The organism is Haloferax chudinovii, from assembly GCF_042663345.1.
In the GTDB taxonomy this organism is placed as follows: Archaea; Halobacteriota; Halobacteria; order Halobacteriales; family Haloferacaceae; genus Haloferax; species Haloferax chudinovii.
The window spans coordinates 281,447-297,351 of sequence record NZ_JBHTAB010000001.1 but is presented as its reverse complement, the minus strand read 5'-3'; the positions used below and the strand labels follow the sequence as shown (position 1 = coordinate 297,351).

The window sequence follows — 15,905 nt, the reverse complement described above, 5'->3', positions numbered from 1 at the left end:
CCGATATATCAAACGCAGTGGTGCGATTCGGCGGCGGCCGATTCCGATGAGCCGTCCGAAACGTCCGGTGCGAGCGACCGTGCGGCCCGGCGCTGTTCGTCCAGCGCGTCGGGGGCGCTCCGGAGGAGCGTCCGGAGGTGGTCTGCGCCGCGCACCGCTCGAAGCCGCGCGGCGGGGATGTTCGATTCGAGGCGTCTCGCACCGGCTATCGGAACGTTCGTGTCGGCGTCGCCGTGCCACAGGGACACGCCGGTCTCGATGTCGTCGAAGGAGACTCTCCACGGTGCGGCCGCGGTTCGGAAGTCGTGGACAGCGCCCCGCCGCGAGCGACCGACCGCCGCCACGAAGTCGTCTCGAACCACCGCGGCGACCCCGTCCGGAACCGCTCCGGTCGCGTCGTCGGCCGTGTACTGCGCGACGACGAGCGAGGGGTCGAGCTTCCCGGCGAGCAACGCCTGCGCGCGGAGGAAACCGCCGAGGAGCGCCGGCGCGTTCGTCGCCAGCCACGACAGGAGCCGTTGCGTTTGGGGCGTCTCCTCGCGCGCACCCGGCGGGACCGCCCCCGCGATGACGCTCACGTGCCGAACCCTGTCCGGCCGCGTCGCCGCGGCAACCAGCGCGTCGTGACTCCCGCCGGAGAACGCGACCAGCCCCGCCGACCGCGCGCCGATGTCGTCCAGAAGCGCGTCGAAGAAGTCCGCGGGTGCAGGTGCCGCGGGTCGCTGGCTCGGCTCGCTCGATTCCGCCGGTATCGGGCGCGGTGACGAGCGGCCGTATCCGGGTCTGTCGGGGGCGAGCACTCTGATTCCGCGCTTCTCGGCCGGCGCGTCGAACAGCGACCCGATCAGACGCGACCCCGGCGCACCGTGGAGAAACACGACCGGGATGCCGTCGGAATCGCCGTACTCGGCGTATGCGAGTCGCCTCCCACCGTCCAGCGCGAGGGTCTTCACTTCGGCGGACTCGGCGGCTTCGCGAGGGTCGGACGGCGACGCGTCGCGTGTTGCCATCGAGTGTACGTAGTCGGAACCGAAGGGTGCGACTGGTGCCGGACTAGTGCGGTGGGATAAATACGGGCGGCGAGACAACCGCGGCGAGAACCACCGGTGGAGCGCGGACTACTTCGCCAGCGAGACGCGGACGCCGTCGTCGCCCTCCGCGACGTCGACGAGGCCGTCTGATTCGAGGTCGTCCACGAGGCCGCGGAGCCACTCCGTCCCCGTGTCGCCGCCGTAATCGACGCGGACTCGCGGTCCCAACTCCGAGAGGCCGAGTTCGTCGTACTCGCCGAGAACCCGGACGACACGGCCGCGGAACTGCCGCCTGCTCCCCTCGAAACTCGGCTGGGTCGGCACGTCGGGCGCGGTGAAGTCGCCAGTCTCGTAGGCGTGACAGAACCGCCGCCACGGACAGCCGGAGTCGTCGCAGGTGGGCGTCTTCCCGCAGGCCACGCCCCCCAGTTCCATGATGGCGTTGTTCCAGACGCGGGACTCGCCGTCGGGCATGAGTTCCGAGGCGGCGGCCTCGAACGCCGCGTCGTCGTCGGGGACGGCGAAGGCGCGGTGGAGCACCCGCTTGACGTTGGTGTCGACCACCGCGTCGCCGTTGTTGAACGCGAAGGAGGCGACCGCGTTAGCGGTGTAGGGACCGACGCCCATCAGTTCCGAGAGGCCGTCGGGCGTCCGGGGGAACTCGCCGGCGTGGTCTTCTTCGACCTGCCGGGCGGCCTCGTGGAGGTACTTCGCGCGGTTGTTGTACCCCAGTCGGTGGTCCGTCCAGAAGCCGACCACGTCGGCGCGGTCGGCCGCCGCGAGGTCGGCCGTCGTCGGCCACTCGTCGAGGAACGCCTCCCACGCCTCGACCACGCGGCCGAGTTGGGTCTGCTGGCTCATCACCTCGGAGACGAGAATCTCGTAGGGGTCGTCGGTGCGCCGCCACGGGAACTCCCGGTGGTCGGCCTCGTACCACTCGGTGAGCGCGGACTGGACTGCTTCGCGGTCGAGGTCGGCGGGAAGGTCGGACGACGCGTCGCTCATCGCCCCGGCTTGGGACGGCCCGCGTTTAGCCGTGGCGATGAGCGACGCGCGGTCTCTCCCTCGCGGTCGAAACGCGTATCCCCGTGACGGCCCCATCGCCGGGCGATGACGCTCGACGAACTCACAGACGACGTTGACGCGGCCTACGGAGACCTCGGCGACGGCCTCGACGTGTCGCTCGACCGCGAGACGCGGCACGAACTCGCCATGCTCGTCGCCCTGTTCGACCCCGACGACGCGGACGAACTCGTCCGCCGAGCGGTCCACGCGCTGTTCCAGTCGGAACTCGACCGCGGCCAGCTCGACTTCCACCTCCGGCAGGGCTACGACGTGACCTACGACGAGTACCTCGCGGGGATGACCTACGAGGAGATGACCGGGCAGTCGCAGGCCCCGCCGCGGGACGATGTGCGCCGCTATCAGATGTAACCGCGGTCGAGACGGGGTATTCAGACGATTTCGGCTTCGATTTCGACGCCGTCGATGCGGCGGTAGCGGTGGTCCCCGTCGCCGTCGCGGTCGACCTCGAACGTCCGGAGGAGCACCACCAGTCGGCCGTCGCCGAGGTTGGCGCGGAGGACGACGCCCTCGCCGGTGACGACCACGTAGGGCGGTGCGGCGACCGGCGGCGCGGCCATCGGCCGGCCGGTGGCCGTCACCGCGTCGGCGAGCGCCCGCGGCAGGCGAGACAGCGCGCCGGAGCCGTCGAGCGCGCGCCTGAGCGGGAGCACGACGCGCTCGCGGTCGGTCACCGAGTCGCCGTCCCACTTCGCGGCGACGGCAGTGGCGCACTGGCCGACGACGGTCAGCAGTCGCTCGTGGTCGTCGCGGAGCACACGGACGGCCTCCTCGGCCGTCCCGGTGGTGGGTGTCGCGTCAGTCACGACACGAGGTGGGTCGTCCCCCGATAAAAACCTCCGCGAGCGCGTTCGCCACTTCCCGGACGCTTTTTCCCGGCGCGGGCCGCCAGTTGGGACATGGAACTCGCCGCAATCGAGGACCTCATCGAATCGCACATCGAGGACGCCGACGCGACGGTCTCGCGGCCGCGGACGGTCGACCAAGACCACGAGGACGACCACTACGCCGCCGTCGTCGTCTCGCCCGCCTTCGAGGGGAAGTCGCTCGTCCAACAGCACCAACTCGTCTACGACGCCCTCGGCGACCACATGACGACCGACATCCACGCGATGGAGCTGAAGACGTACACGCCCGAGGAGTACGCGGCGCGAGAGGAGTAACTGCGCCGTCGCGGCGACGCATTGACGGACGCCGACAGATGCCGACGAGCGCCGGCGGTCGCGGCTGTCAGTGAGGCGCACGGACCAATGGATTTTACCGCCTGCCAAAACGACCCCCGAATCATGGGCGACGATGATTATCGAATCGAGCGGGACAGCCTCGGCGAGATGGAAGTGCCTGTCGACGCCTACTGGGGCGCACAGACCCAGCGGGCGGTCGAGAACTTCCCCATCTCCGGTATCACCTTCGGGCGGCGGTTCGTCCGCGCGCTCGGCGTGGTGAAGAAGGCCGCCGCGCAGGCCAACCGCGACCTCGGCATGATAGACGCGGACGTCGCGGCCGCCATCGTCGAGGCCGCCGACGAGGTCATCGCCGGCGACCTCGACGAGCAGTTCCCCGTCGACGTGTTCCAGACCGGCTCGGGCACGTCCTCGAACATGAACGCCAACGAGGTCATCGCCAACCGCGCCGCAGAGATTATGGGCGAGGGTATCGGCGACCGCGTCGTCCACCCGAACGACCACGTCAACTTCGGCCAGTCCTCGAACGACGTGATTCCGACGGCCATGCACGTCGCCTCCCTCGAAGCCGTCGAGAAGGACCTGCTTCCCGCGCTGGAGACGCTCGCCGAGGCGCTCGGCGACAAGGAAGCCGAGTTCGACGGCGTCGTCAAGACCGGCCGCACCCACCTGCAGGACGCCACGCCCGTCCGCCTCGGACAGGAGTTCGGCGGCTACCGCACGCAGGTCGAAAAGGGCATCCGCCGCGTCGAGAACGTCCGCGAGCACCTCGGCGAACTCGCGCTCGGCGGCACCGCGGTCGGCACGGGGCTCAACACACATCCCGAGTTCCCGGCGAAGGCCGCCGAGTATATGACCGAGGAGACCGGCGTCGAGTTCCGCGAGGCCGACAACCACTTCGAGGCGCAGGCGGCCCACGACGCGATGAACGAGGCCCACGGCGCGCTCCGCACGGTCGCCGGCTCCCTCAACAAAATCGCCAACGACCTCCGCCTCTTGGCGTCCGGCCCGCGCAACGGCCTCGGCGAGCTCGAACAGCCCGAGAACCAGCCCGGCTCCTCCATCATGCCCGGGAAAATCAACCCGGTCGTCGCCGAGGCGGTCAATCAGGTCCACAAGCAGGTCGTCGGCAACGACGCCGCCGTCTCCGCCGGCGCGGCCGAGGGCCAAATCGACCTCAACCTCTACAAGCCCGTGCTCGCCCACAACGTCCTCGAATCGGCGAAACTGCTGGCGAACTCCTCCGAGGTGTTCGCCGAGCGGTTCGTCGCCAAGCTCGAAGCCAACGAGGACCACTGCGAGACGCGTGTCGAGCAGTCGATGGCGCTGGCGACGGCGCTCAATCCCGCAATCGGCTACGACAAGGCCTCGAAGGTCGCTAAGAAGGCGCTCGCAGAGGACAAGAGCGTCCGGCAGGTCGCCGTCGACGAAGGCTACCTCACCGAGGCGGAAGCCGACGAGGTGCTCGACCCCGAGAAGATGACGCATCGCGGCATCCTCGGCGACGACTGAGCAGGCCGAATAACGGTCCAGTTTTTGATACGTCGGGTCGAGCGGGCGAACCGCTCGGTTCGGGTCGCGTTCGCGTCGATTTCGGTCAGTTCAGCCGCGGAGACGGTTATATTTACTCGGCTCGCGATAGCAATCGCATTCCCGCGTCGCCGTGATAGTCACTCTCGAGTGAAGAACTGTCACGAAATCTCGAAAATCGGTATTTTGAAGCCTGATTTTGACGATTATACCAGTATGGCCGGACTGCAACAGCAGCGGGCCCGCGGGCGAGACATGTTGGAGTGTCGAGGTTGTGGGGCCGTATTCCCGGAGGGACGAGCGACGAACGACGGGTGGACGTACGTCTGTCCCGAGTGTGAACAGGTCGAAGGTATCGGCGAGGGTCTGCGCCGTCTCTGACGGCAGACTGAATCCTTTTTTACTCCCCCCGAACGCAGGGAGTAGCAATGACCGACTACGACTACGACTACGAGGACCTCGGCCTCGTGGCGGGGCTGGAGATTCACCAGCAACTCGACACCGAGACGAAGCTGTTCTGCGGGTGTCCGACCGACCTCCGCGAGCCAGACGAGGCCGCGCGCACGTTCTCGCGGTTCCTCCATCCGACCAAGAGCGAACTGGGCGAACTCGACGACGCCGCGCTCGAAGAGAGCCGCGTCGAACGCGAGTTCGAGTACCTCGCCTACGACTCGACCTGCCTGGTCGAAGAGGACGACGAGCCGCCGCACGAACTCGACCACGAGGCGCGCACGGTCGCCATGCAGATCGCCGAACTGCTCGACATGAACGTCGTCGACGAGGCGCACGTCATGCGCAAACTCGTCATCGACGGCTCGAACACCTCGGGCTTCCAGCGCTCGTCGCTCATCGCGCAGGAAGGCGAGATACAGACCGAAAACGGCCCGGTCTCCGTCGTCGACCTCATGCTCGAAGAGGAGTCCGCCCAGCGGGTCGAAGAGCGCGACGACGGCGTCCTCTACAGCCTCGACCGCCTCGGCATCCCGCTCGTCGAAATCGGCACCGGCCCGGACATCTCCTCGCCCGAGCAGGCGCGCGAGGCGGCCCAGACCATCGGTATGCTCCTGCGCTCGACCGGGAAGGTCAAACGCGGCCTCGGCACCATCCGGCAGGACGTGAACGTCTCCATCGCCGACGGCGCGCGCGTCGAAATCAAGGGCGTGCAGGCGCTCGACCAGATCGACGAAATCGTCCGCTTCGAGGTCGGTCGGCAGGCCGAACTGGTCGAGATTCGCGACGAACTCCGGGCGCGCGACGCTTCGGTCGGCGACGTGGCCGACGTGACCGGCGTGTTCGAGGACTCTGACTCCGGCGTCATCCGGGGCGCGCTGGACGCCGGCGGGAAGGTCACGGCCGTCCCGCTGTACGGGTTCGACGGCCTCGTCGGCCGCGAACTCCAGCCCGACCGCCGCCTCGGCACGGAGCTGTCCGACCACGCCAAGCGCCACGGCGCGGGCGGCATCTTCCACACCGACGAACTGCCGGCCTACGGCGTCACCGAGGCCGAGGTGGAGGCGCTCCGCGCCGCCGTCGACGCCGGCCCCGAGGACGCGGTCGCTATCGTCGCCGACGACCCCGAGACCGCCGACCTCGCCATCGACGCGGTCGCAGAGCGCGCCGCAGTCGCCATCGAGGAGGTCCCCGAGGAGACCCGCGGTGCCAACGACGACGGCACGACGCGCTACCTCCGCCCGCTCCCCGGCGCGGCACGGATGTACCCCGAGACGGACGTGCTCCCGGTCGACCTCGACCCGAGCGACGTGGAGACGCCCGAACTCCTGACCGAGAAGGTCGACCGCTATCAGGCCGAGTTCGGCCTCGACGCCGGCCTCGCAGAACAGGTCGCCTACGGCCGGACGATGCCGCTGTTCGAGGAGGCCGTGGACGCGGGCATCGACGCCACCTTCGCGGCGGGCCTGCTGGAATCGACGCTGACCGAACTCCGCCGCGACGACGTGGCCGTCTCGGAACTCACCGACGACCACCTGCTCGCGGTCATGCACCTCGTCGAGGACGGCGACCTCGCCAAGGAGGGCGTCAACGACGTGCTCGCCACCATCGCCGAGGACCCGAGCCTCACGGCCGAGGCGGCCGTCGAGGAGGCCGGCCTCTCCGGCGTCTCCGAGGACGAGGTCCGCGAGGCCATCGCCGAGGTCGTCGAGCGCAACGTCGACCAGGTCGAACAGCAGGGCATGGGCGCGTTCTCGGCGCTCATGGGCGAGGCGATGGGCGCGCTCCGCGGCAAGGCCGACGGCGGCGTCGTCAGCGACGTGCTCCGCGAGGAGATTCAAAAGCGCGCCTGAAACCCGAGCGTTCGAACCGAACCCGGGTTTCTCTCCTTCTCACGACGCCGAGCGCCCGCCGTCGCGGACGAACCGCCGTCGGACCCACCGACCCGCGTACTCGACGCCGGCCGCGACGAGGAGGAGCACCAACAGCGCCGGCCCGACGAGGAGGAACATCCCGAGCGGGTCCGTCTCCCCGCGAACGTGGAGGAACGCCCACCAGACGAGTTCGGTGACGCCGAACAGGCCGACGAGCGGCGCGACCAGCCCGCGACGAGCGAACAGCAGGGCCGCGACGACGACGAACCCGGCGAGCAGGAGGAACGAGAACCCGAGGAGGCCCGCCGCGGTCAGCGGGTCCGCGACCAATTCCGAGGGGAACGCGTCGGTGACGAGTCGCGCGACGGTCCAGACGGCGAGCGTGGCGAGGGCGTAGCCGCCGCCGAGGAGCGCGGGCGTCAGAGAGCCGCGGGCGCTCCGAGCGCGGGTCGCGTAGACGACGCCGACGGTGGCAACCGCGGCGGCGACGGCGACGGCGTGGGTGAGAAGCCAGTCGCCGAGCACCGGGTCGGGCGAGCCGGGCATCTCACCGCACCTCGATTCGCGTCATCGAGTCGTCGGCCATCGCGGCCAGCCGCTCGACGCGCTCGTCGGTCGAGGGGTGGGTCGAAAGCAGGTCCGACACCGAGTCTTCGACCTCGACCTCGCCGTACACCCACAGCGGCGACAGCCCGAGTTGCGGCCGGGCGGCGCGCTCTAACTTCCGCAGGGCCGACCCGAGCGCAATCGGCTTACCCGTCACCTCGGCGGCCCGCGCGTCGGCCGCGAACTCCCGCTTTCGCGACTGCGACCGGACGAACACGGTGAGCCCGAAGCCGAACAGGCCGACGAACTCGTCCAGTCGAAGGCGAATCCGTCCGGCGAGCGTCTCGGGCCACGATCCCGGCCGGCCGCGCATCCACGCCGAGCCGAGGGCGAGCCCCGTCGTCAGGAACGTCACCGGCGAGACGAACAGGTAGCCGACGCCGACGACCGTCTGGAGGACGCTCGCCACGAGCGACTGGACCAGCCCGTCTTTCCGTTCGAGGTGCGCGAGTTCGTGCGCCAACAGCGCCTCGAACTCGTCGGCGTCGAGGAGGCGGAACAGCGCGGCGTCGAGGACGACCACGTCGCGGCCCATCGGGTCGAGCGCCATCGCGTTCGGCGCGGCGAAACGCGCGAGTTTCAACGTGGGCGGGTCGAGCTCCATCCGCTCGGCGAGGCGGTCCCGCAGGCGGTGGACCGACGGCGACTCCGCGGGCGACATGTCCCGCGCGTCGAGTTGGCTGAGCAGGCGCACCGTGCCGAAGCGGAAGCTCAGATAGCCGAGGACGACGGCGACAGCGACGCCGCCGACGGCGGCGGTTAGGGGGTCTGGGCGAAGTCGCCAGAGCGTCACCACCGCGAACGCGCTGAGCGCGCTGAGCGAGAGGTAGAACGCGAGGACGACGACGCCGACGGCGACCATCGGGAGGCGAGAGCGGCGCGGGGACGTTGCCATCTCGCGTGACGATAGGGCGTCAGGTCGCAAAAGCTGTCTGGCGCGTCGGGGGAACGAACACGGGCGAACGCGACCGGGCGAGCGCGTCGCCCGGGCCGCCGGCATCGCTACATTCTCAACGGGGCTGGGCAAAGGGGGTACATGCAGTTTTTCGAGGATTTCGCGGTCGGCGACACCGACGAGTTCGGCGAGTACGACGTGACGCTGTCGGAGGTTCTCGAATTCGCCGAGCGGTACGACCCCCAGTGGTTCCACACCGACCCGGAGCGGGCGGAAGCCGAGTCCATGTACGGCGGCGTCATCGCCAGCGGCTGGCACACCGCGGCGATGACGATGCGCCTGTTCGTCGACGGCGTCCTCAGCGACGCCGCCTCGCTCGGCGCGAAGGGCGTCGAGGAGCTTCGGTGGTGGAAGCCGGTGTATCCGGGCGACACGCTCGTCGGCGAAAGCGAGGTGCTGGAGACGACCGTCGAGACCGACGACCGCGGGCTCGTCGAGATTCGGACGCGGACCTTCGCGGAGCGCGAGTCGGGCGAGGTCGAACTGGTCTGTTCGTTCGTGAGCGACGTGATGTTCGCCCGGCGGAACGGGACGTGGGGAAGCCCGTAGGGCGTCAGGGTTCGGCGTCGCGGTCCGCGTCGCGGTCGCCGCGGTCGCCATCGTCGTCGCGGAAGCGGTCGGGGTCGCGAACGGCCTCGGCGGCCCGGCGAAACACGCCCGTCAGCGTCGCGGCCTCGCGCTCGGTCGGGTGGGCGCGGCCGAGCAGTCGGCGCATCATCCGCGAGGTCTTGGTCCGCTTGTGCTCGCGGTAGTCCACGGCGTCGAGCAGTTCGTCGAAAAAGCGGTAGACGACCTCGATTTCGGCCTCGGAGGCGCGCTCGCGCTCCACGTCGGGGAGCTGTGTCTCCTCGACGGTGAAGCGGCGAAGCTCGTACATGAGAATCGTCGCCGCCTGCCCGAGGTTGAGCACGGGGTAGCGGTCGTCGGCGGGGATACAACAGACCTCGTCGAGCATCGCCAACTCCTCGTTGTCGAGGCCGGTGCCCTCGCGGCCGAAGACGAGCGCGGTCTTCGTCTCCACCGACGCAAGCGAGTCGGCGACTTCGACCGGCGTCTTGAACGGGTAGCGGATATGCCGGGTTGAGTCCTCGTGGGAGACCGCGGTCGTCCCGACGGTGTGGAACTCCTCGACGACCTCCTCTAAGGTCGTCTCGGTGGCGTTCGGGAGCACGTCCTCGCGGGCGTGGCCGGCGAAGCCGTACGCCTCGCCGTCGGGGTCGAGCGGCGGCGGGTTGACGAGGCGAAGGTCGTAGATGCCGAAATTCTTCATCGCCCGCGCGATGGTCCCGACGTTCCCGGGCGTCTCGGGTTCGACGACGACGACGGCGAACTCGCGGCCCCCGTCGGCGTCGGCGTCTCGGTCGCCGCTCATTTCGTCGGGTAGTCCGTGTCGAGGTCGACGCCGTCGAGGTCGGCTTCGGTCAGGGGCGTCGCGTCCTCGTCGTCCGCGTCGGGGCCGTAGTCGCGGAGGTCGATGCGCTCGCCCTCGACGAAGTTCTCCTCCAGCCGGCGCTGTATCTCGTTGGCGTCCGGGGGCGACGGCAGTTCGTCGGGTTCGGTGTCGACGTACTCCAGTCCGCCGTAGCCGTCGGGCGCGCGGCCGCCGTCCGCGAACCACTCGTGGAAGGCGTCGGCGAACACCGCGTCGCCGACGAGCTCGCGGCCGTCCTCCTCGCGGAACCAGTAGAGGAAGTCCGGCTCGTGGTGTTCGCAGAGGAGCACCTCCTCGCGGGGCTCGCCGTAGACGATGGACGCCTGTCGGCACTGCTGTATCTCCTCGTCGCCGTGGACGAGATAGCAGGCGTCGCACGGCTCCTCGACGAGCGAGACGAGGCGCACGAGTCGCTCCCGCGGGTCCTCAGGAATCTCGTCGAGCGGTTTGAACTCGCCCTCGTCGGTGAATATCTCGGCCTCCTCGAACCGCCATCCGCGGAGTCCGACGCTGACCTTCGCCATGGTTCGAGGTAGCCGAGCGGCGGATAAAAATGGCGTGATGCCGGTCAGCCGTCCGCGAGGAGCGCGTCCAGTCGGTCGAGGTTGTCGGCGGCCGTCTCCTCCGTGACGGGCACGTAGCCGACGACCGCCGGCTCCGACGTGGACCGTTCGAGGTAGTAGCGGACGAACGCGGCGACTTCCGGGCGCGACAGCGCCTCGCGGGCGACGTAGACGTACAGGGGCCGCGAGAGGGTGTCGTAGCGCCCGTTCTTCGCGTTCGCGGGCGACGGGAGAACGCATCCGTCGGGCTCGGAAATCGGGACTGCGCGGACGGTATCGCGGTTCTGGAGGTAGTACGCGAGGCTGAAGTAGCCCATCGCGTGCATCGAGTCGCCGACGGTCTTGGCGATGACCGTGTCCTGTTCGGTCGTGAGGTGGTCCGTCCGCTGGACCGCGCTCGGGAGGACGGCGTCCGAAAAGTAGTCGAACGTGCCCGAGGCGGTCGTCGGCCCGGCGAGGCGAATCGGCTCGTCGGGCCACTCGGGGCGCACGTCGCTCCACGACGAGGCCCCGCCCACGCGCCATATCGCGGCGAGTTCGGAGAGCGTGAGGCAATCGACCCAGTCGGCGTCGGGGTTGACGACGACCGAGACGGCGTCGGTGGCGATGCGAAACTGCACGGGGTCGATGTCGGCGGCCGCACAGGCGTCGCGCTCGTCCGCCTCGATGGCCCTGCTCGCGTCGTTCACGACGGTTCGGCCCGCACAGAAGAAGTCGGCGAACCCCCCGCCGGTCCCGGTCGAGGCGACGGACACCGTCACGTCCGGGTGCGCCTCCGAGAACGACTTGCCGAGCGAGAGCGTCAGCGGGTAGACCGTACTACTCCCGGCGATGGCGATACGCCCCGAGAGCGCGTCGTCGGTCGTCGCGGTCGCGGTCGCGGTCCGGTTCGTGGTCGACCCCGGAACCGACTCGATGCTTCCGAGACAGCCCGCGAGTCCGACCGCCCCCGCCGCCCCGAGCGCGCCGAGGAACCCGCGCCGACTCGGTCCGTCTCCGCCCCGACAAGGTGGCTTCACGGTCGGTCGTTTCTCGCGTCCGGTCATGGTGGTTGCTAAGTGGGATATATAGTCACACGGTGGAGACGGCGTCGTCGGTACCGCCGCCGACGCGCTCGACGCCGCTGAATTCGAACCGCGCGCCGCCGCTCGCCGACTCACAGAGCGCGAGGTCCCAGCCGTGGGCGTCGGCGACCTGCAGGACGATGGGGAGGCCGAAGCCGGTCCCGCCGCCGGAGCGGTTCGTCGTGTAGCCCGGTTCGAGCACGCTCGCCCGGTCGGTCTCCGGGATGCCGGGGCCGTCGTCTTCGATGTAGAACCCGGGAGCGTCGCAGAGCGCGCCGACGGTGACAGTCACCCCGTCGGGGTCGCCGTGTTCGACGGCGTCGCCGGGAGTATCCCGGCGGCCCGTGGAACCGTGTTCCACGGCGTCACCGGACGCAGTCTGGTTGCCCGTCGAGCTGTGCTCAACAGCGTCGTCGGATGAAATCCGACTGCCCGTGGAACCGTGTTCCACGGCGTCACCGGACGCAGTCTGGTTACCCGTCGAGCTGTGCTCGACAGCATTCCGAAACAGGTTCTCGAAGACGTGGGCCGCGAGGTCGGGGTCGGCGGCGAACCGGGCGTTCTCCTCGACGACGAGCGTCGCGTCCCCCGTCTCCACGTGGGCCCACGCCCGCCGGGCCGCGTCGGACAGCGCGACCGGGAGCGTGTCTTCGACCCGCCGCTGGAGCGCCAACACGAGGGCGTCGTCGATGATGGCGTCGATGCGGTCGAGCGACTCGACGAGCGACTCGACGTGGTCGCTCTCGCTTTCGTCGGCGAGGAGTTCGGCCCGGCCGACCGCGACGTTGAGGGGGTTTCGCAGGTCGTGCGAGAGGACGTTCGAGACCGTTCGGAGCTGTTCGTTTCGCTCCTGCACGTCGGCCATCATCTCGTTGAACGACCGGGCGACCTCTGCCATCGCCTCGCTCTCCTCGTCGGGGTCGATGCGCTCTGCGAGGTCGCCGTCGGCGCAGGCCCGCATCACCTCGCCGTAGGCCGCCGCGGTCCGTTCGAGGTGGCGGCGGCGGCGCTCGGAGGCCTCCTTTTCGGCCCACGCCTCCTCTCTCGCCGCCTCGGCCTCCTCGCGGGCGCGCTCGGCGTCGTGAATCTGGTCGCGCAGGGAGACCCGCATCACGTCGAACGCCTCGTAGAGGTCGCCGAACTCGTCTTCGCGGTCGCGGTCGATGGCGACGTCGAGGTTGCCGTCGGTGAGTTCCCGCGCGTTCGACCCGAGGGTCCGGACCGCGTCGACGGTGTCCCGACCGATGGTGACCGCCAGCAGGGCCGAACCCGCGCCGACGACGAACAGGGTCGCGAGTATCTGCGTGAGGATGTCCGTCCGCAGGGAGTACGCCTCGCCCGTGGGGACGCGGGAGGTGACGACCCAGTCGTGGGTCACCATCCGGGCGAACCCGACCTCGGTCGACGAGCCGGCGAGCGACTGCCCGGGGACGAACCCCGACGCCGCGTCGTACCGGGTCGTTTCGAGCGCGTCGGTCTCCAACAGCCGCGACTCGTCCTCCGCGAGGACGACCGTCCCCCCCGCGTCGACGACGACGAACCGGCCGGCGTCGATGTCGTGGAGGTGCGTCTCGGAGATGTCTCGGAGGTTCGCCACGGCGATGACGGCCCGGTTCGGTCGGTCGGGAATCGTCGTCGCGAAGAGGACGACGGGCGCGGCTCCCTCGGACGGGCGGAACGGGTCCGAGACGACGACGTCGCCGTGGGACTGCTGGGCGAGCGAGGTGAACTCCCGCCGGCCGTAGTACGTCGTCACCGACTCGGCCGAGGCGACGCTGGCGCTCCCCGTGCTCGTGAGAACTGTCTCGTTTCTCGTGTCGATGTAGTACGCGGCGTCGATGTCTCGGTCGCGTTCGACCACCGACCACAGATAGAGGTTGATGTCGCGGCCGTCGCCGGACTGGAACGCCGCGGACTCCGATATCGACCGCATCTGCACCTCCATCCGCGTGAGCCACTCGTCGAGGTTCTGGGCCTGAATCTCGGCGTTCGTCACGAGGTCGTCGCGCGTCTCGTCGCCGATGACCTCGTTGGCGTGGAGATACGAGTAGCCGCCGACGGCGGCGATGGCGAGCGTGACGAGGCCGAGCGCGAGCGCGAACTGCACCGCGTACCGCTTCCTGACGAACCGCGGCAGGAGGCGTCGCGTCACGGCCGGTCGAACCTCCGGTCTGTCATCCGAAGTCGAGCGCCGCCTCCTCGAACGCGCCGTCGAGCAGTTCCGCGCGGGCGGCGTCGGCGCGGGCCGCCGCGTCGTCGACCGAGGCGGTGAGTGCGCGGTACGACGCCGAGTCTTCGAGCGTCTCGCGGTCGCAGGCGGCCTCCAACACGGCCCGCTTGCGGGCGAGCGCGAAGTACTCGCGGAGCTGGTCGTTGTACGACCCGCGGGCCACGAGCGAGCGGACGACGCGCCGGACCTCTCGTTTTCCGACCGGCTTGACGAGGTAGTCGTCGAACGGCATCTCGACGATGTCGGTGTCGGGGTCGACGCCGGTCACCATCACGACCGGGAAGTCGTGGTTGCGCGCCCGGAGTTCGGACAGCACCTCGTCACCGGTGCCGCCGGGCATCTGCCTGTCGAGCATCGCGGCATCGAACGACTCCTCGGCGACGAGCTCCAGCGCCGCTTCCGCGCTCGACGCCGTCTCGACGCGGTAGTCGTCCGCGAGCCACGCCTCGTACAGCGTCGTCAGAGACGGTTCGTCGTCAACGGCGAGTATCGTCGGGGGTCCGTCGCCAGTCATGATCGTATGTGGGTGCGCCCGGAAGGAACCCGGTTGGCTGTGTCGTCCAGAGAGCGCTATTAAGCGGTTGCTATGAGGGCTCAATAGCTCTCAATTCCGCCGCGTCCGGGGTCGTACTCGACGAGTTCGCCCGCCTTCCGCGACCGGTCGGCATATGTTCGTGTGGTCCAACCCACCCGTATGCGAACCGTCGATGCGGCAGGACTCGAAATCGGCGACGACCGCCCGCCCCGAATCATGGGTGTGCTGAACGTCTCCAAGGAGTCCCCGTACAAGCCGAGCGTGTTCAACGACCCGAGCGAGGCCGCCGAGTACGTCGACCGCGAACTCATCGACGAGGGGGCCGACATCGTCGACGTCGGCCTCGAATCGGCGAACAAGCGCCTCGACGTGCTGTCGGCCGAAGACGAACTGGACCGCCTCGACACGGCGCTTTCGGTCCTCGACAGCGTCTCCGGCGACGCCGTCTTCTCCATCGAGACGCGCTACCACGAGGTCGCCGAAGCGGCGCTCGACGGCGGCTTCGACATGGTCAACGACATCTGCGGCTTCGCCGACCCGGAGATGCCCCGCGTCTGCGAGGAGTTCGACGCCGCCGTCGGCAAGATGGCCAGTCCCCCGGACCTCACACGCCCCGGCGCGATAGAGGAAGTCGACGACATCTACGACGCCCTCGAACTGAACGGCTTCACCGACAAAACCATCGTCGACCCCGCCTTCGGCGGCTGGTCGGAGGCGAAGACGCTCGAACACGACCGCGAGACGTTCGACCGCCTGCGGGAGTTCCGCGGTTACGGCTACCCCATCTTGGTCTCTATCAACCGCAAGAACTTCCTCCGAGACGTGGCCGGCCGCCCGACCGAGGAGGCCCTGCCCGTCAGCCTCGCCGCCACGTCGATGGCGGTCGAACGCGGTGCCCACGTCGTCAGGACCCACGACGTGAGAGAGACCCGCGACGCGGCCCTCATCGGCCACGAGTTCGCGCGCCGTCGCGTCCGCGAACCCGGCGACGTGTCGGTCGAGGAACTCGACGTGACGACGCCCGGCGAGGCCGCGAGGCACCTCGACCGCGTCGGCGCGAACCGCGAGGTCGCCGCCGAGAGCGTGACGCGCGTCTTCGAACTGGAGGGGCTCGGGGCCGACGACCGAGAGGCCCTCGCCGCCGCAGTCGGTGATGCGGGAGCCGTCTTGGCCGGCGGCGACACCGGAGCGCTTCTGGTCGGGACGCCCGCCGCGCTCGCCCGGCTTTCGGCGCTCGTCACGGACGCTTCCGACGCCCTCGAAGCCGCATTGGAGACGGTCGAGCGGGCGACGCGCTAACCCGGTCGAGAACCCTTCACAGACCCGTCTCCCCGTCTGACGTTCGGCAGACGTTGACCGTTCTACTAA

The 15,905-nt window shown here is 69.4% G+C and carries 17 protein-coding genes; 7 read left to right on the top strand and 10 right to left on the bottom strand.

Features of this window, described 5'->3' with window-relative positions:
* Positions 1 to 8 precede the first annotated feature (8 nt).
* A complete protein-coding gene (locus tag ACFQI8_RS01425) occupies positions 9 to 1,010 on the bottom strand; it encodes an alpha/beta fold hydrolase (protein ID WP_390242363.1) in 1,002 nt (333 codons plus the stop codon).
* Positions 1,011 to 1,118: 108 nt separating this feature from the next.
* Positions 1,119 to 2,036 carry an HhH-GPD family protein gene (locus ACFQI8_RS01420; protein ID WP_390242362.1) on the bottom strand — a complete coding sequence of 306 codons (918 nt, stop codon included), beginning with the start codon at positions 2,034 to 2,036 and terminating at the stop codon, positions 1,119 to 1,121.
* A gap of 105 nt (positions 2,037 to 2,141) precedes the next feature.
* Here ACFQI8_RS01420 and ACFQI8_RS01415 point away from each other — a divergent pair, with 105 nt between their 5' ends.
* Entirely contained in the window at positions 2,142 to 2,465 is a 324-nt protein-coding gene (locus ACFQI8_RS01415; RefSeq protein ID WP_390242360.1) for a hypothetical protein, read from the top strand.
* Between the two features lie 20 nt (positions 2,466 to 2,485).
* On the opposite strand, the gene ACFQI8_RS01410 is transcribed toward ACFQI8_RS01415, so the two are convergent.
* Positions 2,486 to 2,920, bottom strand: coding sequence for a DUF7988 family protein (locus ACFQI8_RS01410; protein WP_390242359.1), 435 nt, complete (start codon positions 2,918 to 2,920; stop codon positions 2,486 to 2,488).
* A gap of 93 nt (positions 2,921 to 3,013) precedes the next feature.
* Between ACFQI8_RS01410 and ACFQI8_RS01405 the strand changes: the two genes are divergently transcribed.
* The 4 genes from ACFQI8_RS01405 (at position 3,014) to gatE (ending at position 7,131) form a co-directional block, all read left to right on the top strand.
* A complete protein-coding gene (locus ACFQI8_RS01405) occupies positions 3,014 to 3,277 on the top strand; it encodes a BolA family protein (protein ID WP_004044717.1) in 264 nt (87 codons plus the stop codon).
* A 123-nt stretch (positions 3,278 to 3,400) separates the two neighbouring features.
* Entirely contained in the window at positions 3,401 to 4,810 is a 1,410-nt protein-coding gene (locus ACFQI8_RS01400; protein ID WP_390242357.1) for a class II fumarate hydratase, read from the top strand.
* 234 nt (positions 4,811 to 5,044) lie between these two features.
* Complete coding sequence (locus tag ACFQI8_RS01395; protein ID WP_013035362.1) at positions 5,045 to 5,209, top strand: HVO_2901 family zinc finger protein; 165 nt, start codon at positions 5,045 to 5,047, stop codon at positions 5,207 to 5,209.
* Positions 5,210 to 5,256: 47 nt separating this feature from the next.
* Positions 5,257 to 7,131, top strand: coding sequence for a Glu-tRNA(Gln) amidotransferase subunit GatE (gatE, locus tag ACFQI8_RS01390; protein ID WP_390242355.1), 1,875 nt, complete (start codon positions 5,257 to 5,259; stop codon positions 7,129 to 7,131).
* Between the two features lie 39 nt (positions 7,132 to 7,170).
* Here gatE and ACFQI8_RS01385 read toward each other — a convergent pair whose 3' ends face one another.
* Both ACFQI8_RS01385 and ACFQI8_RS01380 read right to left on the bottom strand, forming a co-directional pair.
* Positions 7,171 to 7,698, bottom strand: coding sequence for a hypothetical protein (locus ACFQI8_RS01385; protein ID WP_390242353.1), 528 nt, complete (start codon positions 7,696 to 7,698; stop codon positions 7,171 to 7,173).
* Position 7,699: 1 nt separating this feature from the next.
* Positions 7,700 to 8,620 (bottom strand): M48 family metallopeptidase, encoded by a 921-nt coding sequence (locus ACFQI8_RS01380; protein WP_390242961.1) that lies wholly within the window; start codon positions 8,618 to 8,620, stop codon positions 7,700 to 7,702.
* Between the two features lie 174 nt (positions 8,621 to 8,794).
* On the opposite strand from ACFQI8_RS01380, the gene ACFQI8_RS01375 reads away from it, so the two are divergent.
* Complete coding sequence (locus ACFQI8_RS01375) at positions 8,795 to 9,262, top strand: MaoC family dehydratase (protein ID WP_390242351.1); 468 nt, start codon at positions 8,795 to 8,797, stop codon at positions 9,260 to 9,262.
* Positions 9,263 to 9,266: 4 nt separating this feature from the next.
* Here ACFQI8_RS01375 and ACFQI8_RS01370 read toward each other — a convergent pair whose 3' ends face one another.
* From ACFQI8_RS01370 to ACFQI8_RS01350, 5 genes are read right to left on the bottom strand one after another with little or no spacing between them, the layout of a single operon-like run.
* Entirely contained in the window at positions 9,267 to 10,085 is an 819-nt protein-coding gene (locus tag ACFQI8_RS01370; RefSeq protein ID WP_390242349.1) for an RNA methyltransferase, read from the bottom strand.
* A complete protein-coding gene (locus ACFQI8_RS01365) occupies positions 10,082 to 10,669 on the bottom strand; it encodes a hypothetical protein (RefSeq protein ID WP_390242347.1) in 588 nt (195 codons plus the stop codon). Before ACFQI8_RS01365 ends, ACFQI8_RS01370 begins: the two co-directional genes overlap by 4 nt.
* 44 nt (positions 10,670 to 10,713) lie before the next feature.
* Entirely contained in the window at positions 10,714 to 11,727 is a 1,014-nt protein-coding gene (locus ACFQI8_RS01360; protein ID WP_390242346.1) for a PstS family phosphate ABC transporter substrate-binding protein, read from the bottom strand.
* 52 nt (positions 11,728 to 11,779) lie between these two features.
* A complete protein-coding gene (locus tag ACFQI8_RS01355; RefSeq protein ID WP_390242345.1) occupies positions 11,780 to 13,924 on the bottom strand; it encodes a HAMP domain-containing sensor histidine kinase in 2,145 nt (714 codons plus the stop codon).
* A gap of 22 nt (positions 13,925 to 13,946) precedes the next feature.
* Complete coding sequence (locus ACFQI8_RS01350; protein ID WP_390242343.1) at positions 13,947 to 14,516, bottom strand: response regulator; 570 nt, start codon at positions 14,514 to 14,516, stop codon at positions 13,947 to 13,949.
* A 180-nt stretch (positions 14,517 to 14,696) separates the two neighbouring features.
* Here ACFQI8_RS01350 and ACFQI8_RS01345 point away from each other — a divergent pair, with 180 nt between their 5' ends.
* Entirely contained in the window at positions 14,697 to 15,836 is a 1,140-nt protein-coding gene (locus ACFQI8_RS01345; RefSeq protein ID WP_390242342.1) for a dihydropteroate synthase, read from the top strand.
* Positions 15,837 to 15,905: the final 69 nt, after the last annotated feature.